This window comes from Alteromonas oceanisediminis (assembly GCF_018474025.1).
GTDB lineage: Bacteria > Pseudomonadota > Gammaproteobacteria > Enterobacterales > Alteromonadaceae > Alteromonas_E > Alteromonas_E oceanisediminis.
On the sequence record NZ_JAHCTA010000004.1, the window covers coordinates 388,112 to 413,961 of the forward strand.

Here is a 25,850-nt window from a genome sequence, read left to right on the forward strand (position 1 = left end):
TAAGCAATAACGATTCCAGCTTGCAGGGTGAAGCAGGGCCTGGTGTGGCATTCAATTATCGTGGTGAGCGACAGTCTTCTGCGTAAGGGTTGCACTTAAACTGCAAGAATTACATGACAGAAGCAACACAGACTCTATTTCGCCCCTGCGCTTTCGCCTCGTACATTGCAGAGTCGGCTCTGGACAAAATATCATGAAGGGTATCAGACGTGGTCGTTACGTTGGTGAGCCCGATAGAGGCAGTTCTGTTTAACCTCTCGCCTCGAACGTTCTCTATAAAGGTTTGAGCGACATCAACACAGACACGCTCTGCGAGCGTTTTGGCGTCCTTAATTTGGGTTCTCGGCAACAATAGAATAAATTCTTCGCCGCCGAATCTGGCCAATACGTCCGATGGACGAAGCGAAGACGTTAACGTAGCTGAAATGGCCACAAGTAACTCATCACCCACCCCATGTCCGTAGGTGTCGTTGATCGATTTAAAATGATCAATATCAATCATGAGAACGCAGAAGCCTCCATGCTGATGAGAAGAACGATTGAGCCATTCTTCAATGATTGCAATGGCGTGCCGCCGGTTGAAGACATTCGTTAATGGATCGTGCACCGACAGTTGATATAACAGTCTGGCACGGCGGCGTTGATAGAAAAACAACGCAATCAGCAGCAACAGGATTAACACGGCTCCGCCCATCAGCAACATACTGCGCTGCCGCTCAGCTTCATTTGCGATCAACTGCAACGACTGTAGCTCGGCCTGTTGTGTGAGTTGCTCAATTTGAGCATCTTTGCGCGCAGAATCCAGCGCTGATTTTAACGCCAATACGCGTTCGGAATTTTTATGGATATGAAGGCGCTGTGTAACATCGTGGAAACGCTTAAATAATGTGAGAGCTCGGTCGGCATCGCCAGCAGCTAATGCAATATCTGATTCAATCTTTATGAGCTCAGCATGCCATAACGTGTCGTCCAGGCCGGTCGATCGAGTTAGGATTTGACGAGCATTACGCAACGCATCTTCTGCCAACGCTAACTCACCGATTTGCGCAGCACAGCTGGCTTGTTTTTTGAACAATTCGCCGACATAGTCCAATGGGCCTGACAAACTTAAAGCGACTGCTATTTCGCCCAATGCCTGTTGGCATCGTTGACTTGACGCGAAGGTCAATGACTTTCCATAGTGATAATAAAACCGGCTTCCTACACTTTCTTGAAATGTCAGGGCGCGACCATAATCTTCATAAGCTTCCAAGGCGAGATCCCATTCCTGCTGGTAGCGGAATGTCGCCGCAATACCTTGTAGTGTTTCAGCAATATAAGTTGGGTAAGCCAGTGACTGATAGCGTTTTAATGCCTGTTGGTAATAGGCCAATGCTTGTGCATAGTTATCAGCGTAACTATTGACGCCACCGAGGGTTTGTTCAATAAGTGCCAGTTCAAAGTGTTGCTGAGGAGCGGTAGTGTTGTACGCATCCTGAAGCAGAGTGAATGCGTCTTCAAAACGTTCTTGCAATGCTTCGTTAAACGCAAGCTCTTGAGTGGAGAGGACCCATAGCCGACGATTTCCGTGTGCTTTGGCATGTGCTCTGGCTGTTTGTAAGGCGGTTGTAGCCGCCTCATACTGGCCGTCTTTTGAAGCGGTAGCACCACGCAGGAAATACCAGAGCGTTTGCCAGCCCAGATTATCTTCCATCGCCTCTGGCTTGAGTTGACTCAGTGACGCCGACACTTCAGCTTGTTTACCCAATTGGTGTTGCAAAAATGCCAGTTGCAATTGCTGCGCAGTGCCTCGCTCGCTGCGTGCTCTGAGCTTGTCGTACATATTGACGGGAGCTCTGAGCAAATCGTCAGACAACAAATCCACGGATGATCCCGCGAAACTTTCATTCTGAGCGTATGCACGGCACACTGACAAGGACCAGATGCATACAAGCAACAGACAAACACGGCTCAAAATGAACTCCTTTAATTACTGCTAGCGATAGCCCCAATCAAAAATCCGCGTTTTAGTTGATATTAACGCTGATGATCGTAATCTAGCAGTATTGGCTCAGCGAGGTAAGGGCAAAATGGCTTCCAATCAGAAAAACAATTACGCCATCGAAATTAAAAATCCCAGCAAGTATATGACGCTCACATACGCGATATCGCTGACCGTGATTGCCATTCTTTCTGGTATTGTGCATTTGGTACTCGACCAGGTGATTGAGCAGCAAAGCCAAACCGGGCGGATTGTGAATATGAGTGGGCAACAGCGTATGCTGTCTCAGCGCGCGAGTTTGTTTACTTTGCACTACGTAAACTCTGGCTCAGTGGAATCGAAGCAAATTGCGCTGGAGGCGATTGACCGTATGTTGCTGAACCAGCGTACGTTATTGCAAAAAGTGACTGGCGACGAAGAACCGTCGTTGTCTCGGGAACTTAACGCCTTGTATTTCGAGCAACCTCACAATGTGCAACAAAATGTGGTGAAATTTTCTGAAACCATCCGAGAAACGCTAAACAAGCCCCCTGTTTCCGTTAGTGGATTGGAGGGATTCTCCGATAGTTATATTACAGATTATTCGAAAAGCGCGTTATTGACCGGCCTTGATAACGTTGTAAAACAGTACGAAAAAGAAAGTCTGGAACGAGTCAATGATCTGCGTTTCGCGCAGAATGTGGTTTTCTGGATTATTATATTTACCATCATGGTTGAGGCGTTTTTTATATTCCGCCCCATGGTTGCACGCATGAGCGACTTTGCTACACGCCTTCAACGCGACGCCAACTTTGATGCGCTGACCAACGTGCTCAATCGCCGTGCGTTCAATATCTTAGCCAAGCAAAATTTCCAGCTCAGCAAGCGGCATAACCACATTTTCTCGGTAATGATGTGTGACATCGACTACTTTAAACGCGTTAACGACAGTTATGGTCATGCCACCGGCGATGAGGTAATCAAATCAGTTGCCAGCCAGCTATCCAGTCTAACCCGCAGCTCCGACATTGTGGCGCGCTTTGGTGGAGAGGAGTTCGTGATCATTTTACCGAATACACCTCAGGAAGAAGCATTACGGGTCGCCGAAAAAATTCGCCAGCAGGTTGAATCTCATGTTATCGACAGTGAGGAAGATCAACTGATGGTGACGATCAGTATCGGCGTTTCGGCTGTGGCGCCAGATGACAGTAATGTTGAGCCCGTTATCGCACGCGCCGACGATGCCTTATACCTTGCGAAAAATGCAGGGCGAAATCGGGTCGAAGCGCATGAGTCCACAGACTAACTTGAACGAGGGCGCACGCCAAACAATACCCTGACAGGATTAAAGGGTGCGATGCCAATCGCACAAATCAACACCGTCGCGGTGAAGCTTCCTGCGGCCAATAAGGTTGCCTTCACGAACAGCGACGCATCAGTTGCCAGAATAAAGTAACCTAAAATAATAATCACAGTTTGATGAAAGATATAAAAAGGGTAAATAAACTGATTACACCAACGCAGTGTGCTGCTTTGAAAACGTAAGTACTGCTGTGCATAACCCAGCATCACGCTGACACTTGACCACGACAGCACGGCACAGAAAAACCACCATAGCGACCAACGTGTCGGCAATGAAAAAACCCCACTAAAATCGACTAGATAGTAGGCATAAAAAAGACCTGAAATGATAATAAAAGCAATCAGGTTGAACCGCCGGTGAGCCGCGAAGCTGCGCCACGTTGAAGCAGAAGAGATGCTCAACATACCCAGACCAAAAAATACGGCATAAAACGTCAGGTCAGCGCTGTAGCTTAAATCTTCGCCACCCTTGTTGTGATGCAATAACACGTTGAACCCACCTATAAGCACAGCAACGACCACTGCGGCGAATCGGGCGGATAGCAGTGACTGAAGTTGTGTGCCTAAACGTGATAATGGACCTTGACCTGCCAATGCAAAAAGCGGCACGGCCATCACCATCAATATCAGCAGATATTCTATAAACCACAGATGATTAGTACTTAAATGAGACACTAACTCAGGATATGCATCTAAATAGGATCCGTACTCGCTGCGGTTCTCAAAGTAGCGCTGTGGCGGAACGATAAACAGTACGCCAACGATGAGTGGCAACAGTAAGCGGCGCGCCTTATCTTTGAGAAAGGCAACTGCTGACAATCGCCCTAACAGTATAAACGCCCCTGCACCGGCGATGAAAAACAGCGCAGGTAAACGCATTTGCTCGAAATAGACCATGATGTCGTCTAGCAGTTTACTCGATTGGGCATTCATAATGTGCCAATCATCACCATTAAATGGCATGAACGCGTGATGCAAAAAAACACCGATGATCAGCAACGTTCTGAGCCAATCTATTTCGTGGTATCGAACACCTCGTTCCATACGTTTCCCCTGCTTTTTCAGTACGTATCTTTGTTCAACTGCTGCTGGATCGTATCAATGAGCGTTTGCGGTTCAATGGGTTTAATAATATGCGCGTTCATGCCAACAGCGGTACTTTTCTTGATATCTTCATCAATTGCATGCGCCGTCATGGCGATAATAGGTAACTCTTTTGAAATTTCACTGCGTATTTTCTGTGCGGCCGTCAAACCGTCCATCTCAGGCATTTGAATATCCATTAGCACAACATCCACGCTAGAGTCATCTAACAATACCTCAATGGCTTGCAGGCCATTCTCCACAACACTAATCTTTGCCTGCGTATCTTCCAAGTAACCAAGCGCGACTTTACGATTTAATGCATTGTCTTCTGCCAGTAAAATGTGAACGCCTTTCCATACCGGTACTGATGACGGCTTCGCGTGTCTGGATGTTTTACCTTGCATAGTGTCTGGCATGTTACCGGCTGACATTAACGCGTTAAAAATGGCGCTCGCATTCAGCGGTTTTTCGAGCGTCACATCAACCCCTGACGGACTGGTTTGCGCCACGGCCATGGGGTCAGACGCGTCCGTCATCAGCAAAATTTGCGGCGGTGCGCTGTTCACCTCTTGGCGCACAATCGAGACGACTTCAATGCCTTGAATATCTGACATTTGCCAGTCAACGATAATCACATCAAAGGGGTCTTTGTGCTGCTGAGCTTGTCGCCAAGCACCGATCCCAGACAAACCATCTTCGGCAACTTCGGTTGCAACATTCATTCGTGCCAGTGTTTGATCCACCAGTTCGCGGGAAACGGCATCGCTGGAAATGACCAAAGCGCGTTGCAACTGCTTTGATTGTCGCTGACGCGCTTCATGTTCATTCAACTCTGCGCGCTGGGTCTGTATAGTGAAAAAGAATGTCGCCCCCTGACTGGGCACGCTTTCTACCCAAATAGTCCCACCCATCAATTCGACCAGTTGCTTGGAAATTGCCAAGCCGAGCCCCGTGCCGCCATAGTTGCGCGTGATGGATTCATCGGCCTGAGAAAATGAATCAAACAAGGTCGCACGTTGCGCAGTAGACAGCCCTCGCCCAGTGTCTTTCACCTCAAATTGGAGTTGCAACTCATCCTCTGTGTATTGGCGATTCACGATCAATGTAATACTGCCCTCGGCAGTAAACTTAACCGCGTTACTCAGTAAGTTGTTTAACACTTGCTGCAACCGCAACGCATCACCGCGAATGTGCAGCGGAACATCCGGGCTGACAAACTTAATCAGCTCTAAGCCCTTTTCCTGCGCTTTTAACGCATGCATTCTAAGCGCACTGTCAATCACTTCGTCCAAGCTGAACGCGGTAGACTCCAGTGTCATTTTCCCCGCTTCTATTTTAGAAAAATCGAGAATGTCGTTGATCAGACCTAGCAGGGTTTGCGACGACTCTTCAATTTGCTTTAAATTCGTCGCCTGACGCTGATCTTCACTGCTGCGCAATGACAATTTGGTTAAACCAACAATCGCATTCAGTGGCGTTCTGATTTCATGGCTCATTCGTGCAAGAAACTCAGATTTTGCATTGGTAGCACGCTGAATTTCTTCCGAGGCGGTACCCAACGCATGTTTCTGCTTGCGTAAACGGAACGTAAAAAACGCCAGAATCGCAATCACCATACCCGTTAAGCTCAGCATGAGAACCTGATTAGTTTGGCGTTGCTGGCTAATCTCCTGCTTGAGCTTCAACGTGCTAATTTCGCGATTTTTAGTGTCCAAGTCTAGGCGCGCCTGACTGACCGCCAGCAACTGACGTTCAGCATCAATTTGTGACTCCTTTCTCAGCGTTTGCTGGCGTTTTAAAGTCTGGAATGCTAAATCTACATCGCCTTTCTGTTCATAAATCTCAACCAGTTTCGTCAGCGCCATTAGTTGAAAATGAGAAATGCCTACTTCGCTACTCATAAACTCTGCGCGATTGAGTAACTGTATCGCCAAGTCGATATCGCCCATGTCTTTGCGGATATCGCTTTCGATAACCAATATTGAGGGCATCGCTAGGGCAAACCCTGATCGCTCGGCGGTTGCTTTGGCGTTTTTGATAAAGGATAAGGCTAGCGCAAATTCATTTTTCTCGCGATAAAGCTTGGCGTAAGCTGCATCTGTCATAAAAGTAAACGCTGAAGGGTCGTTTCGGTTGGCGATTTTTTGTTGCTCGAAGTGATACTCAGCCTGTTCTAAATTACCGCGTGCCAGAAAGACGCTGCCGATGGAGTAGTGAGCCGTCGCAATGGTATTATAGTTGGTTGACTTAAGAGCCTCTTCAAGTAATAGCCACGAGTACTCCATTTGTTGATCGAGCTGGCCTAACAACTCGTAAATATTAACGATTGAGCCTAGACTAATTGACGCTTTTGGAGATTCTGCCGCTAAGTGAAGTTTTAAACTTTTGTCTAACAAAGCTAATGCGTCAGAGTATTGATTCAAAAGCATCAGTACGATGCCTTCTCGCCGATAAGATTCAGCTTCCTGAATTTTATTTTCTGAATCTACAGCGAGTTGTCTTGCTGTTTGAAAAAAAGAGACGGCTTTGGGATAGTTAGCGCCCGTAAGTTCAATATACCCTTTAATATTGTATAAATAACTTTTTAAACTATCAGATGACATGATCACCTCATCTGATTCTGCTTCGGCAACTAAACTTTCTGCTGTTTTGCGCTGTGTGACAACCATTTTCTCAATTTGAGTGAGCAATGAAAGGCTCCCCTCAACTTCTTGCGCACTCACGATCGGCTGATACAGCAATCCGATAAAAAGGATTAACCAGCGCAACAGACTTTTATTAATTAAATACACGTTGATAAATTATTTTGCGTGCTGAACCCAAACAATTGAGCTTAACCCAGCCATATCAAGCCGTTGCTGAAGTGCTTCAGTGTTGCCACCGAAGAGTAGCGATAGATCTTCATCTGACACCCCAAAACTTTCAGCGGTTCCTCTGGGATCTTCTTTATATTGTGCTTGCAGCGCTGGGTCTTGGTCGAGTGCGTTTACAAAATCAACGAGTTTATCCGTCATCGTATTTCCTTAATTTACCGGTTGTTTTATTGAAAGGTGATGCTGTATGTCTTCGGCGGTAATGCCTAAGCTATCTAATGTTTCATGGTCAAAATCGGGTAACCCTAGGCTAGGTATCACCAACGTTGATATCGGCGAAAGTTGTACCGACGTTAACTCAGCGAGTTTAACTTCGTCTATTCGGCTGGTGAACAATGGCGAGGTTCTGGCTTCATATACAATAACAGGGTGATCCTCAGGGTAATATTTTGATAACGCAGAGACTAAAGCCGCTAACCCTCTTTTTTCATGCGCGAGTGTCGAAGTTAATGTGTGATCGCCAACGCCCCATATTTGCCAAATAATCTGCGTCATGTGGGGGTCGAGCGTGTAACGGCGAAACAAAAATTGCGTTGCTTCATAGCTCTGGCAACCAAACGCTGCTGGGTCAATCCCCAAATCGGCTACCAAGCAGTCTTCCGCAGAGATACCAGGTTCCATCATCACAGAGAACCCGCGCTCCTTAAGCACCTCGATAACGCGATGAGAGGGATTGACAAATACTCCCGGGTGACCGTAAAACGCCGCACACACTTTTTGGCCTGCCTCAACACTGTTGATAATCCGATCGCACATGTCTTGATAGGTTTGAACTCGCGATTTACCTAGCTCATAAAGATCAGTCAACGTGTGAGTATTGGGATTGAGTTGCTTGATGAATGCTTCGCCCGGTTTGTTGGGGATGGCAACATAGACGATATCTGCCTGACGCACGTGATTTTGCGTGATTAACGTCATCTGACCCGCGACACTGATACCCGTACCGACGACAACTAACGATCCATGTTGATTGGATTGCATAACGCTCTAATTCTTGACCACGCCAGACAGCATTATAAACGAATTTGATTAAAACGTGCACACAAGTTTCGGCCAAGTGTAGGGGCTGAAGCACTCAGATAAAAAAATCTTACATTGCTGACTTATCAAACTGGACTTCCCAGCTTCCACTAAACAGTTTGCAGCTCCAAAAAATACGCTTGTTCGAATTTAGCAGGTGATACTTAAGAAAAGTGGAGGAATAGACCTAGAGCTTGGCCCGTGAGCCTTAATAAAAAAAGACCCGCTATTGCTAGCGAGTCTCTTCCAATGGTTGCGGGAGCAGGATTTGAACCTACGACCTTCGGGTTATGAGCCCGACGAGCTACCAGACTGCTCCATCCCGCGATTGTTCTGGTTTAACCGAGACGCTCATGCAGGCTGTTTGCTGCTGCAGTCTGGCTAAGTGGGGCGTATTATACATAGCGATTAGATTGACGCAAGTCATCAATCTCAATTATTTTTTGATCGCTCAGTTAGTATACGAATTGGTGACGTAACGGTTATTTTTCAACCACGTTGTGCCATTTTTGTTCTAACCAGAGAAGAACAGTGACGGTAAACCACAGGTAAAATAACCAGAGGGGCGGAAAAGTGTCTTGCGCAATGCCTTCCGCCGTATCGTCATTCTGAGCACTATTCAGCCTATTTCGCCAGTCTGAAGTAGCTTGGCGCGTTTGTATTTGCTGATACGCATAAAATGCATCGTCATTCATCACGTAGAAGGGTAATTGATATTTATGTTCACCGCTTTGAAATTGAACGGCGTGCCACCCCGCTGCCTGCCTCACCCAGGCACTGCAGTAGCGATTATTGGACACAAAAGGCACTGGTTGAAACCGCAGCGGTTGTTGCTTAATTTGCGCAGCGGCAGAGTCTGCATGGGTTAACACAGCGTCTGTGGGCTGCTTTTCAGTGTCGAGGCACAGTGGCGCGACATCCAATGAGCGGTGATGAAAAGGCGTTCGCGCTGACAGCATGCCGTGCTGATGGAGTAAACGTGGCGTAGATTTTGGTCGCGCGAGGTTCGATATAATGCGTTGCCAGTAGCGACTATGCAGCGCTGGTTTACCCTGCAGCCGCCATACGTAGGATGAAGGTAACACCGACATGCCCACTTGGCCTCTGCCAACCGGTGTGGTCGCGACGACAGCACGCCTCTGTTGGTCGACGACCAGGTGTGAACCGTTTACTGATTGCAGCCGAGCAGGTGTTGTGACTACGGGTTCTTCAATTAAAGCGCCGGGCCATGCTGGCAACGCGGAAGTTTCAGCAACGTCTTCAAGGCGAAGGGAGCCGGGAGTCCATATGCCGTGCAATACAGACGTATCAGCGCTTGTCTCATCAACGATTACAAAAAAACCCAAGCCAGTGGATATCTCATCGGCTAACCTGTCAATTTGTGCGGTTGTCCATGAACTGAGAGACCGCGTGTCAGTTATCACCACATCAGCCCACCGTAATTGCTCGCTCGATAGCGCAGGTGTATCAGGCAAGACGTTATTATCCGACAGGTTAAAACGCTGCGTGGTAACCTTATCGCGACTGACTGTCGTGTACACGATAACGTTGCTGCCCTGCTCAGTTAACCAGTTGTGCAAATGCCTTGTTTCAAACGATGCCGATGACTGAATGATCACAGCATTGATTACGTCACCTGCAGTCACAACAACTGGCACTGCCTCTTTTGCAATCACGCTATTCGCGCGCGAGCTCAGCTCAAGCGAGTAAAGCCACTGGCCCTCAGCCTTTGGCACGAAGTGAAACGTGATAGATTCACCTGCCCGAGCGCTGTGTTGCTGTAGGCGTTGATTATCCGGCCCCGTTAAACTGACGTTAAAAATCGTATCGCTGTGAGCGAGTTGTTCGCCCACTACGCGCACGTGAAGCGAAACTGATTCCCCTAAGGTGACCGTTTTTTCCCACTCGGGATACGCCAGCCCCACTGTTTGAATACCCGGTGTGTGTTCCACTTCTGAAACCTTACCCAGCACGCCTAGCTGGGCAAAGTCCTGCCACGCTGCTCTGGAAAACCCATCTCCCAAGATATGCCAGCGTCGGTGCGATTTAAGTCTGTCGGCGATTTCATTGCGAGTGAGCCCCCGTGTATCAAGCGCTTCTGTAGGGCTTTCAGGCGCGTTTTCCGTCACCACGATCAATGGTTGAGTTGCTTGTGGTGGCGGGCTATGGCTCAACCGCACAAACAAAAGAATGAACAGCAATCCAATACTGACTAAATTCGCCACACTCAGTAACACGGCCCATATCAAACGCTTTCGATGACGCCGCATGATGTGTGTAACAACACCCAGCCACACAATCACGCTCATCAAGGCAATCACAATAACCAGCGTTTGCGGGGCATTTAGGCTCAGCGTCCATCCTGACAAGGTTAACGTGTTCGATAGCATATCAATTCTGCTCACGTGGTAACGGTTGATTGACTTGATCATGTTGTAGGCGTCGAATAAAGTCGTCGACAACGGAAGAGGTAACATCAAATGAAGCTGGCACTGGTTTCGCGACTGGCGCGGTGAGTCGGGATAACAGGTAGTTCTGTAGGCGTTCAATACATCGGTCGCAGCCGGGTGCATTCCAACGTTCATGCTGTAAAAAACGCTGCACAATCGCAGTCACGTGAAGTGTTTCAGGATCACTCACGTCACTGGCTATCTCTTCACTCAATACCGCCACTAGCGCTTCCAGTTTGACGAGCTGATCGGCTTCGATCCGCGATTGTCGTGGCTGCTGCATCGCACTTGCCAGTGCGGCGCGTAAGGTCGCGTCAGTCGTTACGCCAACGTTGACCTGCTTTGTTCTATCCGGCGCGGTAATATCATCAAGCTCGCCCTGATAGCGGCGTTCCTCACTCACTGGCGGCGGTTCAAACCCCAAACGTTTTACATAAACCCGATCGGCTTTGCGTGCTCTGTTTAATAAGTCTAGTGCGCGCTGCTCGTAAGGTAATGCTTGGTGTGGTTCGGCAAGGTGCAGGAATAATTCAGCTTGCCACATCTGCGCGATGGACTGCTTCATCAATAGTTTGGGGCTGAATTGTCCTTTTTCCAGTGAAATAAAGCCGATGTCCGCTTCACCATGATTGTGTCCAAAACGTTCGATAATGTCGTCGTAACCGGACAGCGCATTCGCTGTTCCAGCACGCTCACTGGCCTGATGATCACCATGGTTGTGGGCATGACCGCTAGCGTGCTGGTGAGCTTGCTCAGATGCATGATCATGTTCGTGCTCATCTGCGTGTGAGTGGTCGTCGTGCGGGTCTTGTGCCAGTTTAGGAACTAATGGCCCCGCTTCCATCGTTTGCATCACGCCAGATTCAAATTCATCCCCTAGGTATTGGCCATAGCGTTGCTTTAGGTCCGCCTGAGCTAACGCTAGCTCGCGGGAAGTTTGCTCAAACTCTGCCTGACTCAGGCGCTCCTGTGCCTCAATGAGCGCGGTGGTCTCAATAATGATTTGTCGCTGACTCTTAAAATAGTCTGGAATGAAGTCCATTAAGACACCATCGGCATTAACGCCGACCACGTCATCATCGAGCCATTTGATGATTTTTGTTTGTGAACGCACCTGCTGTGGTTCAGGCTCACGATTGTCTACGGCCACCACGCTAAAATATAATTCATCACCAGGTTCCATGCCCAACGCGATTAAATCCCACTGTTTCTGATATAGGCGATGTACCGCGGTCGCTGATTGGGTAGTACTAACCTGTTGAACCGGCGCTGGCTGTTGGGTGTCAAAGCGAAACGTTTCATCTCGAAACTTTACCGCCTCGCCAGTGCCTTTAGCGATTGATGCTAAAATATAGACGTCAGAAATGCCGTAATCATCGTCGATGAACACTTTGGTCATGAGTGCTGGTACAGCATTTTTGGCAAACTCAGTTACCGTGCTCTCGGGCGAAACCACATCAATAAAGGGCGCTCGGTCACGTATCACATTAATAGTATGGATATCCGTGATTGCCTGCCACTCAGCATTTTTCTCACGTTGGATGGTATACAACAGCGGTGTTTGCACATGCAGCGTGACGCGCAATGGGGTATCTTGAAACTCGCCTACGTGGGCTGTGTCGTGGACTGTGTGTGCAAACGCATACTGTGAACCTGAGTGAACGTTCAATGCATAAACATTGGGCTGCGATGTCTGCATATACCAGGTGACCTGCGCCCCCTGCGCAACCTCGACATCCAATGATTCACTGGTTCTTGCGGGTAACCCGGTGTATGTCGGCGGTTGAATACTGAGGTGAAATTGTGGCGGTTGCAACGATTGCGGTTGTTCCTCAACCACCATGTTTGATGCGTCTTGCGGCAACTGAGGCTCACCGCGCAAGTGTTCAATCATCGCCAGCAGAGACACTACGATAAACACACTGATCATCAGATGCCAGAACACACGGCGCTGCGGATACACCATGCTCAGGGCCACAGACACCTCGGCCGCATTCGCTTTCAGATAGGCTGTCACATGGCGCTTTTGGCGTTTTTGCAGGGCACTTAACGTCTCATCAGACGCTAGGAAAAGTTGTGCGCTTTCTTCAAGCTCTGGCAGATTACGATTGAGATGCAGCAGCAAATTCTCGGCAGTAATGTGCTGTACTCGACGAACAAGGTTGCGCCCGAGTAACCACGTAAAGCCGACCGTAACGACAATTGCCCAAAAAACCCAAGCACTAGGGGCCAGAATCGAACCTGTGGTGACGCCAGCTAGTTGAGTGGATACAACCACAACCAGTAAGATCGCTGCGCAAAGTAATAAGACAGCACCAAAACGAGTCAGCTCTTGCCGCACGTATTGAGCACGCACTCTGCCAACCCATGTCTGTAACTGATCTCGTTCAGTCATGTGACGCCCTACGCCGCGTTACGAACTCGCTGAACAGTCGCTCCATCAACAACAGAATAAACGCTATGCCAGCAATCAACTCACTGGTAGCGCTGTTGGCTGACAGGTCTTTGCTCATCGGGTTAGGTAGAGCCACGTTCCGCTCCTGTGCGGCTGTTGGTGACAGCGGCGATGTGATTAAGTCGTGTGGTACGGTTAACTGAGATAACGCGATATTGTGTTGCGCTGCGCTGAAAAGTGCATCGGCTAATCGAAGCGGAAAATCAGCACGGGTCGTGTGGTCAAATTCACTGACATGCCAAACGCGATTGTCAGGCGATTTTTCGAATTCCCTGCTAAACCGTATGACCGCATCAAAGACGTCTACATTTTCCGGTAGGTCGCGTTGACGCTTTATCGTCAGGTTTAACCCTGTCAACGGCTGTAACGCCGCCAATGCCGCCATGAATGCCGGCGCAGCCGGCTGCGGGTCTTCAACCAAATAGACGGTGGCATGAATCGCTGATGATGTGCTCGTCGGCAAAGGATCGACTTTTGGGATCATTGAGATCAGTTGCCATTGAACACGATGTGGCAAAGGGACCTTTTGCCCCACATAATCCGTCATGGCATCAGTTGCATAGACTGTCAGCTGTGCACCTGAACTCAAGGCACCCGGTTGATAGCGCAACCACTCGCCGACACGATGCCATGTGTTACTCGCTGTGTCTTGCAACGACGACCGCTCAGCCACTAAGTGAGTATCGGGCAGAATAATATGTTGATTCGCCTTATCGGCTTTCTCGAATAAGTCGTCTCGTTGCGCCTGGGTCGCGTTCGCTAACCATGATGGTGTAATAAAATGTATTTCGTCTTGCGCGCTATAAGGCGTGGTTATGTGCAAACCCGCTAACCACAAAATAATTGCCGACAACAGGAGAATGCGCAAGGCCAGTAAACGTTTCTGAGTGAGAGCAATACGCGAACGCTGGCGCATTTTCTCGACCGGGATCAAGGCCAAAAAACTGAACACATGTGATTGTGCTTTGCTACGGCTGAATAGATGGATCAGCAACGGCACTGCAAGCAACGCAAATGCCCATAGCACGGTTGAGTCAGACACGCCCCACGCCATCAGCGCACGCTTTCTGCACTATCGGCTGTCGCCTGCAGCACGGCACGTATATTTTGCTCTATTGGCTCGTCGATATTGACACATAAGTGCGTGATGCCCCTAGTGGCACACCGCTGTGCCAACGACCGGTTAAAGTCTCTGCGCTTGGCTAAATAGCCAGGTCTGACTGCGTCTGCATCGAATTTGCGTTGACGACCGGTTTCTCTCTCCGTCATCTTTACTAACCCATGGAAGTTAAACTCAGCCTCATCGCGTGTTTCAAGCTGGATACTGAGTACATCGGTGTGTGTGCTTTTCAGTCGGGTGAGCATTTTATCAATCTCAGTGCCTTGTTGATAAAAATCGGATACTACGACAGTCAGCGCGTTGCGTTGCAGTTTTGAAAACTGGTGTTGTAAAGCGGTTGTATCTGGGAAGACCCCTTGTGCAGTGACGCTATCTAACTGCATTAAACAGCGGTAATAATGCTGTCGAGTCGTTTGAGCGGGAATAAACGCCCCATTCTGCCCCGCGCACAGTAATCCGACTGCATCACCTTGGCGGTGTCCAACGTAAAAAATAGCGCTGATAAGCCATTGGGCATACTGTAATTTAGTCAGGTTTGAGCCTGATGAGTGTTCCAGCATGGAAGCACTCCCGTCGAGTACCGCCCAAATATTCAGGTTGCTTTCACGCATTGCTTCGCGAACATAATACCGGTCGCTTCTGGCAAACAATTTCCAATCCAATAAACTCATCGCATCGCCCGGCTCATAGGCGCGAAACTGGCTAAACTCGACCCCACTGCCCCGTTGTCGGCTAGCATGCTGACCGTGAAGCGCGCCCTGCGCAATAATTTTAGCGCGTAGCTCAAGGTCGCTCAGTTGTGCCAGTAGCGCTGCGTTCAATGTTGTATTCATGAGCGATGACAATAATGTTAGCTGAGCAAGGGACTGGAAGGTTTCGCGACCTCGTTCAGTACGTTTTCGATGACCTCAATAATAGACACCTGTTGCGCCTCCGCCTGAAAATTGAGCATCAATCGATGACGGAGCACGGCTGGCGCAACGGCGGTAATATCATCTAATGTGACTGCAAATCGTTTGTGCAGAAGGGCGTGCGCTTTCGCGCACAGCACCAACGCTTGCGCACAACGCGGGCCGGCGCCCCACTTCACATACTGCGTGATAGCGTCGACTGTCGATTCTTGTGGGCGCGTTTGACGCGTTAAGCGCGTTGCGTAGCTCAGTAGCGGCTCACTCACTTCAACATCGCGCACCACGGTTTGCAGTTGGCGCAATTCAACAGCGCTCAGTTGCGCCGACAGTGAAACAGTGTGCGAACCGGTTGTGCGCCTGACAATCTCCAGTTCTTCAGCTTCTGTTGGGTAACTCACTTCAACAAACATCAAAAAACGATCGAGCTGCGCTTCCGGAAGCGGATATGTGCCTGACTGCTCTATCGGGTTTTGTGTTGCGAGTACAAAAAAGGGCGCTGGCAGTGGATACAACTCACCCGCGTAGCTGACTTGCCGTTCCTGCATAGCTTCAAGCAGTGCAGCTTGGGTTTTCGGCGGTGTACGGTTTATCTCATCGGCTAATAATATTTGCGTAAACACCGGGCCTTTTTGAAACTTAAAAAATCGTTCGCCAGAATCATGATCCGTTTCCAATACTTCAGTACCAATGATATCGCTAGGCATCAGGTCCGGGGTAAACTGAACACGCTTGAAAGTTAAATCAACCGCCTGAGCCAACGAACTGACCATCAACGTTTTCGCCAGTCCCGGTACGCCTTGCAATAAGCAATGTCCGCCCGCCAACATACTGACCAACAGTTGTTCCATAACAACACGTTGCCCCACAATGACCTGACCGACTTCATCTGTTACCCGGTGTAGTTTCGACAGTAACTGATCCAACTCTTCATCGTTTAGGTCTAGCGTTTTAGTCATAGCATTCCAATCTAATCTGTCAGGAAGTTTTAGGCCGTCATGGCATACATCACAATATTGACCGCAAACTTGGTATTGTCGACACGAAGCCAGCGTTTGTTGCGGAAATCATAATCCCATTCACAGCCAAAGTCCTTATTGCTGTAGAGCACTGCAATGCGACCGTTTACGATGATCGCTTTCAGGTAGTCGTGCACCAAATCATCTCCCCAGCCGTTTAATTCCATCGACGTACGAGGCGGACCATCAAAGGTAAAGAAGCTGGTGTAAATCGCGTGGTCATTTGGAATTTTCTGCAGCGCGTCAGGCCCAAATAATTCTGCCATTTGTTGTTCAAACGTACGGGCAAACATGCCGTCTATGTCATGGTTGCAATCATCCACAAACACAAACCCACCGTTATTCACGTACCGAACAAAATTTTCTCGCTCTTGTAATGTAAATTGCACTAAACGATGGCCGGCCATATAACAAAACGGCGCACTGAGCATAGCAGGATCCGATAGTGGCACCACCCGTTCCCTAATGTCCACACGCAGGCTGGTATATTCGATTAACGAATTAAGTACATTGGCTGGCATGCGCTCATCCACGTCCCAATTACCGGATTCGTAACTTAATCGGGTGAAATAAAAGTCGTAGCTTTGCGCATGAGCGCGCATCGGAAAAGCCGCGACGAACGCTGCGGCCAATGCCGATTGTAAAAACGCACGACGCTGCAAAGTTAAACAGCGTCCGATAAACTACTGAAGGTAAAGTCACGCACCTTCATCGGTGGGATCATATTGCCATCGATGCGTTGTGGTTCGCCCAACGCCTCAATATTGTTTAACATCACAATTGGGCTTTCGTTAAAACGGAAATTTTTCACTGGGAATTTAATTTTACCGTCCTCAATATAAAAGGTTCCGTCGCGGGTTAAGCCCGTGTAGAGCAACGTTTGCGGATCCAACGGACGAATGTACCATAGGCGTGTTACCAAGATGCCCCGGCGAGTGTTAGCAATCATATCTTCAAGTGATGAATCGCCACCCGCCATCAGAATATTGCCCCCCTGAGGCTGATAGTCGACACCGGTTTTTTTCGCCCAGTAGGGTGTATTTGGCATATTCACTACCACACCATCCTTAATCCAATCGGTTTTTACACGCGGATAGCCATCGCCACCAAAGGGAGCGGCAGGTGCAATGGGGTGTTGTGGGTCACTGGAAATATTGACGCGCTCGTCGAACATCTTCTCGCCCAATCGGTTTTTAGGCGCTTTTTCCGGGTCGTCGCCTTCTTTTGGCTTATAGCTTAAAAAACTGCGTCCTTCATCAGCCGCACGTTGAGCCATGCTGTTGACCATATTACGCAGCAAACCTACGCTCGCCGCAGGCTCTAAAATTACGGTGTACTTACCCGGCTCCATGGCTTTCGCATCGACAGAGTTTTTCGCTTTAGTAATGGCAATACTGGAGGCTTTCGCTGTATCCAGCAGTTTGACGTCACTGTAATTGCGCGTCACCCAACCTGAACCGGTGCCATCTTCGGTGCGGATAGTGACCGAAAAATCCACGTTGGTCGCAGGGTTGTAGGCAAACAAGCCCTTATTGTTCATGATAGCTTCAAACGTCACGGCTTCTTCTAAAAAGCCTGATGAGACCAGCTTGTTTTTCTTGGAAGGCGCGATGCTATCCTCGGCCGCTTGCGCACGAATTTCCGGCGACACATTGGCTGTTGACTCAAAATACGTTTTTGACTCGACATATTTCTGCGGGCCAAATACAGGCATGTGCTCTTCATTTTCCGGCGCCAGCTTGGCCAACTCTTCCGAACGGCGCACCACTTTTTCAAGCGACGCATCATCAAACTCGTTGATGGTTGCAACACCGGTACGCTTGCCAAAAGTCGACTGCACGGCAAGCGTTAAGTCTGCTTCTTCCCCCGCCGTCGACACGGTATTGCGTGCATAGCGGATGTTTCCACCAACTAAGCCGTTTAAATAAACTTCAACTTCATCTGCTTTAGACAGCTTAATCACTTTCTCTAGCAAGGTTTTAGCAGCTTTTTCAGTCATGATTGTCATAATGGTTTCCTTATTCTCGACTTAGACCTTGCGGGCCGTGTTGATTACGTTGACATTGTTAAAGCGTGTCGTCGGGCAACCATGTGATACTGCGCTAACCTGCGAAGGTTGGCCTTTACCGTCGAAAAATGAGCCGCCGAGGCGATAATCGGACTGACCCGCCATCTGCACGCAGCTGTTCCAGAATTCTTGTGTGTTTGATTGATAGGCCACGTCTTCAATTTGTTCAGTGATTTTGCCGTTTTTAATTTCGTAAAACAGTTGTCCGCCGAATTGGAAGTTGTAGCGCTGCTGGTCAATTGAAAATGATCCTCGTCCAGCAATGTAAATACCGTCTTCAACGTCCTTGATCACATCATCAGCAGATATATCTTTTTTGTTGGGTCGCAAAGAGACATTCGGCATACGCTGGAATTGCACATCACGCCAACTCTGTGAATAGCAACAACCATGAGACTCTTTCTGATCAATCATGTGCACCTGATCGCGCGTTGCTTGGTAGTTAACAAGGATACCGTCTTTGACCAAATCCCATTGTTTGGTCTTTACCCCTTCATCATCAAAAGCGACTTTACCTAACGAATAATCCTGAGTTTTATCAGCGAACAAATTGACGATGTCGGAGCCGTATTGAAACTTACCGCTTTTCCACTTATCCAGCGTGGCGAAACTGGTGCCAGCATAGTTGGCTTCGTAGCCTAACACACGATCAAGCTCCAATGGGTGACCGACGGATTCGTGGATGGTCAACATCAAGTGTGCTGGGTCAAGCACCAGATCGTACTTACCCGGTTCAACAGATTTTGCTTTTAACTTCGCTTTGAGCTGCTGCCCTGCCGCCGTTGCATCTTCAATAATGTCATAGCTATTTTTGTAACCTACGTTCGCGCCGGACACGCGAATTTTGTCTTCTTCTTTGCCATCAAGGTACTCAAAGCCCATACCCACTGGATTGCCCAAACCGGTACGTTGTTTAAAGCCGGCCTCGCCAATCGCCGTTGCGAAGAACGGTGCCCACAATCTGTGAACGTCCTGGTCGATATACGAACCATCCGTGGATGCAAAATACTTCTGTTCATTGACTAAAAACAATACTGACGTAATGTAGTTTGCGCCGTTTTGCATTGCCGCATCGTTGACCGCCATCAGCATGTCGACTTTTTCTTTGACGGGAACTTCAAAGGCGTTTTTCTTGATTGGCGTTTTCCATGAAACCTCACCCACGCCTTTCACAGGCGCAAGTTTAACTGGATCAGTTTGGAACTTGGAATTGGCTTTTGCTACCGCAACGGCTTTTTCAGCCGTTTTAGCAATCGAGTCCGGCGTCATGTTTGACGTGGAAGCAAATCCCCAGGTTCCGTTAGCGATAACGCGAATACCAATACCTGCTGACTCTGTATTAACAATATTATCAACGCGCTTTTCGGCGGTAGTCACAAACTGGTTCAGATATCGGCCAATACGAGCATCCGCATAGGTTGCACCTTTTGCTTTGGCTGCATTAAGCGCAATATCTGCAAGCTTCTTTTTGTACGCAACGTCCATAGGGCGATCGAGTAGCTGGTCAGCACTCACGGCCATTCCCGAAACAGGCAAGATCAAAGCGCCCATACCGGCTGCGCCTCCAAGCTTAATAAAATCACGTCGTTCCATTGTTATTCCTTGGTCAGGTTTTTTTATGAGTTATTTGGTATCACGAAAAGATACGCTGAGCGACTATCTCAAGTTGAACAAACCAGATAAACCGATGAAAACCCGCATTCATATTGCGGGTTTTCAACACGAACTCGCTCGGTATAAAATGAGTGTAAACTAAGGTGGGTAGGTTGTGTGCATTGCGGTGCACTAAACTGTAAGAAAGTGTGTAATATCATTGCGCGGTGCCTAGCACAAAAAGCTGCTGGCAACCGCGCCAAACGAGCGAGCTACTTAAACAGTTCCATTTTGCTGGCCAGTTTAAAATCCAAATCGCTGATCCCGCCTACGTCGTGTGTGGTCAACTGCACATCGACTTTGTTGTACACATTAAACCACTCTGGGTGATGATTGAGCTTTTCTGCCCAAATCGCAATTTGCGACATCCAGCCGAATGCCCTGATGAAGCTTTTAAACTTGAACTCTTTCGAGAGCTTATCATCCTTAATCTGCCATTGTTGGTCATCTGCCAAGTCTTTATTAAGCTCAGCAAGCGCCTCGTCAATGTGGGCTTGTGAAAACTTTTCTGCCATATCTTTTCTCCTTAAGCTTTTGAAAATGGAAACTCTAACTGTCACGCATAAACCTAGCACTGCGCTCTTCGCATCTCAACGGTAACATGGCGCTGATGCAGGCGTAACTGCTGATGCATGAATGTACCCAGCAAATACGTTGTGAATGATGCACTGTCGTTCGCTGTGTGAGTCACGCTGATTAAAAAAGCCCGGACAAACCGGGCTCAACCATCATTAACGAATGCTTAGAATTCTATCGCAATTCGTGCATAGATTTGACGCCCGCGCGGATCGTGTACCTTTGAATCAAAACCGCTGTTAGTAAAGACTTGCGGTGGATCTTCATCAAACAGGTTAATTCCGCCGACTGTTAGCAAATAATCAGTCTCAGTTTCAAACACCTCGCCAAGATTAACACTGTACTGTGCATCTACGGTGACGTGGCTATCAATCTCATAGAAGCCGTCAGCGCAGCCCGTGGTGTTGGTTGTACCATCGGCACAATTCTGATCGTCATCGTATGCGCTGATATAACGCACAAAGACGTTTGCACCATGGATACCGGCAGACCAGTTAAGTCCTAAGTTCATGCGCAGCTCAGGTGACGAAACACCAATATTGTTAAAGTTACGACGCCCTGCACCATCAATGTTACCGGCCTGAGGGTCGGTTAAATCGTAAGACAGGATGTAAGTCGCATTAACACTGGGTGTGAGCGTGCCAAAGTCTGTCTCTATTTTGTAACTTGTAACTAAATCGATACCGGAGGTGTCGAGTTCACTGGCATTGACGTAGGTATTGTTGACCTGTAACAGCGGACCGTTCAGAGGGTCACCCGCGCGAATAATACGTTCAGGATCTTGTGGATTTGCTGTCAGCAATGCTTGTGCGTTTTCTTGAATGATCAGATCTTCAAAACTGAAGTTCCAATAATCCATTTCCACAGATAAATCATCGATAGGCTCAAATGAGAAACCAACGTTATATGCCGTAGACTCTTCAGGTTTGAGCTCTTCGTTACCCGCGGTTCTCACCGCTGCAAACGCAGTTCCAAACAATGGATCGCTCAATTGCTGTAGCGTTGTCGCCCCACCATTACGTAAGAATACGGTTGGAGCCCTAAATGACGTAGACCATGAACCTCGCAATGAAAAATCATCCGTTGCACGCCATGAGAACGCCACTTTTGGATCAATGGTATCGCCCACAGAGCCGCCGTAATCTTCGTAGCGCAATGCTAACTGGATGTCGAGTGTGTCATTAACGGGTAACGCCATCTCCGCAAAGGCCGCCCACACATCAAGCTTACCTTCAAAGTCAGGGTTACCAATAACAAAGGTAAAACTATCCTGATTTGACAGCTCGTCGTAGTCTTGGCTGAGTTTTTCTTCGCGGTATTGTAATCCAAACGCGACACCCGCTGTACCACCGTCCATATCGAATGCATCAATCGATGCAAAGCCTTCTACAACCTGTAAATCAGTTTGTGAGTCAATACGCTGACGACCAGTAAAGGAATCGATTACATATTGTGAGTTGGGCAATACCGTGTACGAGGTGGCAAACGGATTAAAATATTCACACGCACCGACACCTGGCGTTCCGGTTAACGGATTACAATCGCCACCGCCTAAGCCGTTAAGCGCTAGGTTAAACTCAGTATTTAACACATCCGGTACGCTAAATAGGAAATCGTTGGTTGCATTGGTATAACTGACTTCCCAAAAGCCGTTGTCCATTTCGCCGGTTAAGGTAGTGTTAAAACGGAAAGTGTCGGACTCGGTATTCGCAGCATCGCCAGGGAACCCATTTCCTTCTGCTCGCCCAAAGAACGCGACTGGGGCGCCAAATGGATTACTAGGATGTGTCGCCGGAACGACAGGCTGAGTGAGGATTGGGAAGCTTGGTGCCCCACCGCGCTCAGCACGGTTACGCGCAAAACTAATTTCATTGCTCCAAGTGATGTCGTCGGTGATGTCGTAATCGGCTTTAACGTAGGCATTGACGCGAGTTTCATCGGGCACATACGAATAAAACGGACCAAAATCAAACCCACAAAAACCGATATCTAACCCTGGAACTGTGCCGGGGGGGGCCAGTAACTGTGGAAAACCACCGAACTCTTCACATCCGGTCGGATCGATAAACGGTGTAGCGCCTAAGAAAAAGGCACCGGGGTTACCCAATGCACTGGTATCGTCCTGAGGACGTGACAAGCGGCGATCAGAAATAAACAAAGGTGAACGGTTTGTGTAGCTAATGGCGGCCATTACGCTGCTGTTATCACCAACAGCGCCCCACAAACCTTGCAAAATATATTCTTTGTTATCACCATGCGCGCCATCCTGATAATCAAAAGTGACCTTGGCGCCTTCGTAATCCTGCTTTGTAATAAAGTTAACAACGCCAGCAACCGCGTCTGACCCGTACAATGCAGAAGCGCCGTCTTTAATCACTTCCATTCGATTGATAGCAATCATTGGAACGAGCGAGCTGGTATCGACAAAGTTCAAACCGTCGTTGGTTTGCTGAGCGTTGACGACTTGGCGTTTGTTGTTTAACAACACTAAGGTCGACGCAACCCCTAAGCCACGTAAGTTGATGTTAGACGTACCGGCCGTAGCATTCTGAGTGAATGCATCTGGGTTGTTCTGCGCGCCTGTGTTAATCGTTAATGTTTGCGTGATATCAGCAATATTTTTCGCGCCGATTGAATCAATCGAAACACTGTCGACAACCGCCAAGGGCGACGGTGATTCAAAATTCTCACTGCGGCGGACAAAACTACCCGTCACCATAATGAGCTCAAAGTCTTTTTTCTCTTCAGCCTGCTCGGACGACTGATCTTGCGCATTGACAACGTGCGGAATAAACGCAAATTGTGCTGCGACGCAGGCGGCCAAAACGGTCTTGCGTGTAGTTAACTTCATATGAGTCCTCTATCTCAGGCAGCATCACAGCCTGATAAAGTTGTTGTGGTGGAGCTTTCTTGTTATTCACGCCCACAGAAACTGCAGAACGCTGAAAAAATAGTATGCGCAATAACCAGCAATGTAAATCACATGTTACTTATATGTAAACATTAGCGCGCTGGATGGTCTGACCTGTTGAATAAAGGCTGTCGGCACGGGAGGAGAGGCAAATGTCTTACAATGTTGCTGCGCAGCAGCACACAGGAGCCTCTGCGCGGTGAGAGAAGTGAAAATTAGGGGGCTGAACGGATCACGGCAAGCATCAAAAATTGCCCGACTAAAGCAGGCTTATCACGGCCATCTATTTCGACTATGCAGTCGAAACTATACAGCCGCCCCAACGGCTTTTGCTCTATCTTGGCGACCTTGAACTGATACCTTACGCGGTCATTCACTCTGACAGGTTCGAGAAAGCGCAGATTATTGATCCCGTAATTCAACACTGACGATATATCTGGATGCGGGGCAATGGCCTGTTCAAATGCGCCAGGCATCAGCGATGCTGAAAGAAACCCGTGCGCTATCGGTTGTTTAAACGGGCTTTCCTTTGCACATTTTTCTACATCGACATGTATCCACTGGTGATCGCCTGTCGCATCGGCAAAGGTATTAATGTGCTGCTGTGTTACCGTTACCCACGCCGTTGCGGGCAAGCTCTGCTCTGGGCTAAGGTCAAGAAGCGTTAACGCCATAAATACTCCAAAAATACGTTTTGTTACGCATTTATACTATTAATGTACTGAATATTTCAAATCATCTTCTATAATGCAGCCTAATAAATTATGGTAGTGTTTTACCGCGCTACTGCTATTCGAAGAGAAGTTGACTACCTGCATGAATTTGAACCGGATCGATCTTAATTTATTTGCCGTCTTTGATGCAATTTACACGGCAGGAAGCCTAACCAAAGCCGCGGATGTACTGTGCATTACGCAACCGGCAGTGAGCAATTCATTGGCTCGCCTGCGTGAAATGCTTAACGATCCGCTGTTCGTACGCACAGGCCACAGTATGACGCCAACCCCCGTCGCCCAGAATATCATTGTTCCCGCGCGCCAAGCACTGGGGCTTTTGCGTAAAAGCGTGCAACAAAGCCATACGTTCGACCCGTCAATTTCTGAGAAAGCGTTTAATTTTGCCAGTCGTGATTTGCTTGAGGTGAGTATTATGCCCAGGCTCATGGTGCGGCTACAAAACGTAGCCCCCAGTATTACCCTGACCAATTATGAAATCGCTCGTAGTCAGGTGGTGTCCTCTATGGCGAACGGCAGCTTGGATTTTTTTGCAGACGCATCAACCTTTACCGATCCGCATTTGTGTAAACAGCGCATTGCTGAAGATCGCTTCGTGGTTATTGCGCGCAAGAATCATCCGGCGCTCAAACACGGCTTAGACATTGATACCTTTTTACGGCTTGGGCACATTAATGTTTCACATCGTAAAAGCGGTGCCGGGCCAATCGATATTGCGCTGGATAGGCTCAGTAAAAAACGCAAAGTCATTATGCGAGGTCAGCATTTTTTAACGGTGCCCAGCGCGATTGTCAAAACTGATCTCATCGCCTGCCTACCGTATCATTTGGCCAAACACTACGACTTAGCGATTTATGAAGTACCCTTTGATATTCCGCCAGTCGAATACTTTCTATATTGGCATGTGAGCGCCGACCATGACCACGCTCACATGTGGATGCGCGAACAAATTGCTGAAGTTGCAAAAGCCTATGAACCCCACTAAACAGGCAATATCAGCTCGCTCTATCGATAGCTTTTAAAATACTTGCGAACCCTTTTGCGCCCTGCGAGTTAATCATAGGATCGAGTACTAAGCGACCGAGTATGGGTGTTGCTATATAGCCCTTCGATATCCACACGACATCGGTCTTACCGTCTTTTTCCGATAGCGTAATCTGCCCGAGTTCGTGTACGAACTTAAAGGGTTTTGAATGCTCAATACGATACTCCATTAACGTAGGGCGCATGAATGCCACTATCCGTTCCTTAAGCACTACAGGCCCCAGTTTGACTTGGCGCAATGCCCCGATACCATTCTTTTCATTGTCGCCCGGCTCCAACAAGGTAGAACTATCCACACCGGGAAAAGATTGATAATTTTCATGCTCACTGAGCATTGCAAATACAATGTCAATGGGTTTATTGATGGTTCGTTCAACGCGGATATTAAACACAACACTGCCCTCTGTAAGGTAATGTGCCACCATAACCGAATACGAAACACTAGAGAACGTATTATTTGAAATACCTATGTATCGCCTTGCAGATTTTTTTTTGCTCTCACCTCGGCTTTAATAAAACTCGTCAACACAAACTACTTAACAAACCGAGGAATTTAACCATGTTGAAAATAGTTAAAACTTCTATCGCTATCGCCGCCGCTTCTTTTGTCT

20 protein-coding genes and 1 tRNA gene are annotated in these 25,850 nt (G+C 48.2%); 3 read left to right on the forward strand and 18 right to left on the reverse strand.

Annotation, left to right across the window (positions count from 1 at the left end; all coding sequences use genetic code 11):
• Positions 1 to 109: 109 nt before the first annotated feature.
• The gene (locus tag KIU71_RS09395; protein ID WP_214130995.1) at positions 110 to 1,864 is read right to left on the reverse strand and encodes a diguanylate cyclase; all 1,755 of its coding nucleotides are present in this window, start codon (positions 1,862 to 1,864) and stop codon (positions 110 to 112) included.
• A 205-nt stretch (positions 1,865 to 2,069) separates the two neighbouring features.
• Between KIU71_RS09395 and KIU71_RS09400 the strand changes: the two genes are divergently transcribed.
• A complete protein-coding gene (locus tag KIU71_RS09400; RefSeq protein ID WP_214130996.1) occupies positions 2,070 to 3,266 on the forward strand; it encodes a diguanylate cyclase in 1,197 nt (398 codons plus the stop codon).
• Here the strand turns inward: KIU71_RS09400 and KIU71_RS09405 are convergent.
• The 13 genes from KIU71_RS09405 to KIU71_RS09465 all read right to left on the reverse strand — a co-directional run bounded on the left by KIU71_RS09405 (position 3,263) and on the right by KIU71_RS09465 (position 19,914).
• Positions 3,263 to 4,366 carry an acyltransferase family protein gene (locus tag KIU71_RS09405; RefSeq protein ID WP_214130997.1) on the reverse strand — a complete coding sequence of 368 codons (1,104 nt, stop codon included), beginning with the start codon at positions 4,364 to 4,366 and terminating at the stop codon, positions 3,263 to 3,265. The genes KIU71_RS09400 and KIU71_RS09405 overlap by 4 nt on opposite strands.
• Before the next feature lie 17 nt (positions 4,367 to 4,383).
• Positions 4,384 to 7,200: a response regulator gene (locus KIU71_RS09410; protein ID WP_214130998.1), complete on the reverse strand. Its 2,817-nt coding sequence runs from the start codon at positions 7,198 to 7,200 to the stop codon at positions 4,384 to 4,386.
• 9 nt (positions 7,201 to 7,209) lie between these two features.
• A complete protein-coding gene (locus tag KIU71_RS09415) occupies positions 7,210 to 7,422 on the reverse strand; it encodes a hypothetical protein (protein ID WP_214130999.1) in 213 nt (70 codons plus the stop codon).
• Positions 7,423 to 7,431: 9 nt separating this feature from the next.
• A complete protein-coding gene (locus tag KIU71_RS09420; RefSeq protein ID WP_214131000.1) occupies positions 7,432 to 8,262 on the reverse strand; it encodes an SAM-dependent methyltransferase in 831 nt (276 codons plus the stop codon).
• 289 nt (positions 8,263 to 8,551) lie between these two features.
• Positions 8,552 to 8,628, reverse strand: a tRNA-Met gene (locus tag KIU71_RS09425).
• A 155-nt stretch (positions 8,629 to 8,783) separates the two neighbouring features.
• Complete coding sequence (locus tag KIU71_RS09430; protein WP_214131001.1) at positions 8,784 to 10,733, reverse strand: hypothetical protein; 1,950 nt, start codon at positions 10,731 to 10,733, stop codon at positions 8,784 to 8,786.
• Positions 10,693 to 13,146: a hypothetical protein gene (locus KIU71_RS09435; RefSeq protein ID WP_214131002.1), complete on the reverse strand. Its 2,454-nt coding sequence runs from the start codon at positions 13,144 to 13,146 to the stop codon at positions 10,693 to 10,695. Before KIU71_RS09435 ends, KIU71_RS09430 begins: the two co-directional genes overlap by 41 nt.
• The gene (locus KIU71_RS09440; RefSeq protein ID WP_214131003.1) at positions 13,139 to 14,248 is read right to left on the reverse strand and encodes a BatA domain-containing protein; all 1,110 of its coding nucleotides are present in this window, start codon (positions 14,246 to 14,248) and stop codon (positions 13,139 to 13,141) included. Before KIU71_RS09440 ends, KIU71_RS09435 begins: the two co-directional genes overlap by 8 nt.
• A gap of 11 nt (positions 14,249 to 14,259) precedes the next feature.
• Entirely contained in the window at positions 14,260 to 15,159 is a 900-nt protein-coding gene (locus KIU71_RS09445) for a DUF58 domain-containing protein (RefSeq protein WP_214131004.1), read from the reverse strand.
• 17 nt (positions 15,160 to 15,176) lie between these two features.
• Entirely contained in the window at positions 15,177 to 16,193 is a 1,017-nt protein-coding gene (locus tag KIU71_RS09450; protein ID WP_214131005.1) for an AAA family ATPase, read from the reverse strand.
• A gap of 29 nt (positions 16,194 to 16,222) precedes the next feature.
• Positions 16,223 to 16,855, reverse strand: coding sequence for a DUF4159 domain-containing protein (locus KIU71_RS09455; RefSeq protein WP_250207427.1), 633 nt, complete (start codon positions 16,853 to 16,855; stop codon positions 16,223 to 16,225).
• A 62-nt stretch (positions 16,856 to 16,917) separates the two neighbouring features.
• Positions 16,918 to 18,261, reverse strand: a complete 1,344-nt coding sequence (locus tag KIU71_RS09460) for a TldD/PmbA family protein (RefSeq protein WP_214131006.1) — start codon at positions 18,259 to 18,261, stop codon at positions 16,918 to 16,920.
• 21 nt (positions 18,262 to 18,282) lie between these two features.
• Positions 18,283 to 19,914: a TldD/PmbA family protein gene (locus KIU71_RS09465; RefSeq protein ID WP_214131007.1), complete on the reverse strand. Its 1,632-nt coding sequence runs from the start codon at positions 19,912 to 19,914 to the stop codon at positions 18,283 to 18,285.
• A gap of 25 nt (positions 19,915 to 19,939) precedes the next feature.
• Between KIU71_RS09465 and KIU71_RS09470 the strand changes: the two genes are divergently transcribed.
• Complete coding sequence (locus tag KIU71_RS09470) at positions 19,940 to 20,077, forward strand: hypothetical protein (RefSeq protein WP_214131008.1); 138 nt, start codon at positions 19,940 to 19,942, stop codon at positions 20,075 to 20,077.
• Between the two features lie 109 nt (positions 20,078 to 20,186).
• Here the strand turns inward: KIU71_RS09470 and KIU71_RS09475 are convergent, their stop codons facing one another.
• The 3 genes from KIU71_RS09475 to KIU71_RS09485 form a co-directional block, all read right to left on the reverse strand.
• A complete protein-coding gene (locus KIU71_RS09475) occupies positions 20,187 to 20,489 on the reverse strand; it encodes a 4a-hydroxytetrahydrobiopterin dehydratase (RefSeq protein WP_214131009.1) in 303 nt (100 codons plus the stop codon).
• Between the two features lie 227 nt (positions 20,490 to 20,716).
• The gene (locus KIU71_RS09480; RefSeq protein WP_214131010.1) at positions 20,717 to 23,401 is read right to left on the reverse strand and encodes a TonB-dependent receptor; all 2,685 of its coding nucleotides are present in this window, start codon (positions 23,399 to 23,401) and stop codon (positions 20,717 to 20,719) included.
• 275 nt (positions 23,402 to 23,676) lie between these two features.
• Entirely contained in the window at positions 23,677 to 24,135 is a 459-nt protein-coding gene (locus tag KIU71_RS09485) for a MaoC family dehydratase (protein ID WP_214131011.1), read from the reverse strand.
• A gap of 142 nt (positions 24,136 to 24,277) precedes the next feature.
• Here KIU71_RS09485 and KIU71_RS09490 point away from each other — a divergent pair, with 142 nt between their 5' ends.
• Entirely contained in the window at positions 24,278 to 25,180 is a 903-nt protein-coding gene (locus KIU71_RS09490; RefSeq protein ID WP_214131012.1) for a LysR family transcriptional regulator, read from the forward strand.
• A 10-nt stretch (positions 25,181 to 25,190) separates the two neighbouring features.
• Here the strand turns inward: KIU71_RS09490 and KIU71_RS09495 are convergent, their stop codons facing one another.
• The gene (locus tag KIU71_RS09495; protein ID WP_214131013.1) at positions 25,191 to 25,631 is read right to left on the reverse strand and encodes an SRPBCC family protein; all 441 of its coding nucleotides are present in this window, start codon (positions 25,629 to 25,631) and stop codon (positions 25,191 to 25,193) included.
• Positions 25,632 to 25,850 lie beyond the last annotated feature (219 nt).

Excerpts from the sequence above, each read along its gene's own strand:
- KIU71_RS09470 (WP_214131008.1), top strand. The coding sequence starts at position 19,940 with ATGAGTTATTTGGTATCACGAAAAGATACGCTGAGCGACTATCTCAAG.
- KIU71_RS09420 (WP_214131000.1), bottom strand. The coding sequence starts at position 8,262 with ATGCAATCCAATCAACATGGATCGTTAGTTGTCGTCGGTACGGGTATC.
- KIU71_RS09465 (WP_214131007.1), bottom strand. The coding sequence starts at position 19,914 with ATGGAACGACGTGATTTTATTAAGCTTGGAGGCGCAGCCGGTATGGGC.
- KIU71_RS09480 (WP_214131010.1), bottom strand. The coding sequence starts at position 23,401 with ATGAAGTTAACTACACGCAAGACCGTTTTGGCCGCCTGCGTCGCAGCA.
- KIU71_RS09450 (WP_214131005.1), bottom strand. The coding sequence starts at position 16,193 with ATGACTAAAACGCTAGACCTAAACGATGAAGAGTTGGATCAGTTACTG.
- KIU71_RS09460 (WP_214131006.1), bottom strand. The coding sequence starts at position 18,261 with ATGACAATCATGACTGAAAAAGCTGCTAAAACCTTGCTAGAGAAAGTG.
- KIU71_RS09475 (WP_214131009.1), bottom strand. The coding sequence starts at position 20,489 with ATGGCAGAAAAGTTTTCACAAGCCCACATTGACGAGGCGCTTGCTGAG.
- KIU71_RS09490 (WP_214131012.1), top strand. The coding sequence starts at position 24,278 with ATGAATTTGAACCGGATCGATCTTAATTTATTTGCCGTCTTTGATGCA.
- KIU71_RS09485 (WP_214131011.1), bottom strand. The coding sequence starts at position 24,135 with ATGGCGTTAACGCTTCTTGACCTTAGCCCAGAGCAGAGCTTGCCCGCA.
- KIU71_RS09435 (WP_214131002.1), bottom strand. The coding sequence starts at position 13,146 with ATGACTGAACGAGATCAGTTACAGACATGGGTTGGCAGAGTGCGTGCT.
- KIU71_RS09445 (WP_214131004.1), bottom strand. The coding sequence starts at position 15,159 with ATGAATACAACATTGAACGCAGCGCTACTGGCACAACTGAGCGACCTT.
- KIU71_RS09455 (WP_250207427.1), bottom strand. The coding sequence starts at position 16,855 with ATGCGCGCTCATGCGCAAAGCTACGACTTTTATTTCACCCGATTAAGT.
- KIU71_RS09415 (WP_214130999.1), bottom strand. The coding sequence starts at position 7,422 with ATGACGGATAAACTCGTTGATTTTGTAAACGCACTCGACCAAGACCCA.
- KIU71_RS09400 (WP_214130996.1), top strand. The coding sequence starts at position 2,070 with ATGGCTTCCAATCAGAAAAACAATTACGCCATCGAAATTAAAAATCCC.
- KIU71_RS09405 (WP_214130997.1), bottom strand. The coding sequence starts at position 4,366 with ATGGAACGAGGTGTTCGATACCACGAAATAGATTGGCTCAGAACGTTG.
- KIU71_RS09430 (WP_214131001.1), bottom strand. The coding sequence starts at position 10,733 with ATGATCAAGTCAATCAACCGTTACCACGTGAGCAGAATTGATATGCTA.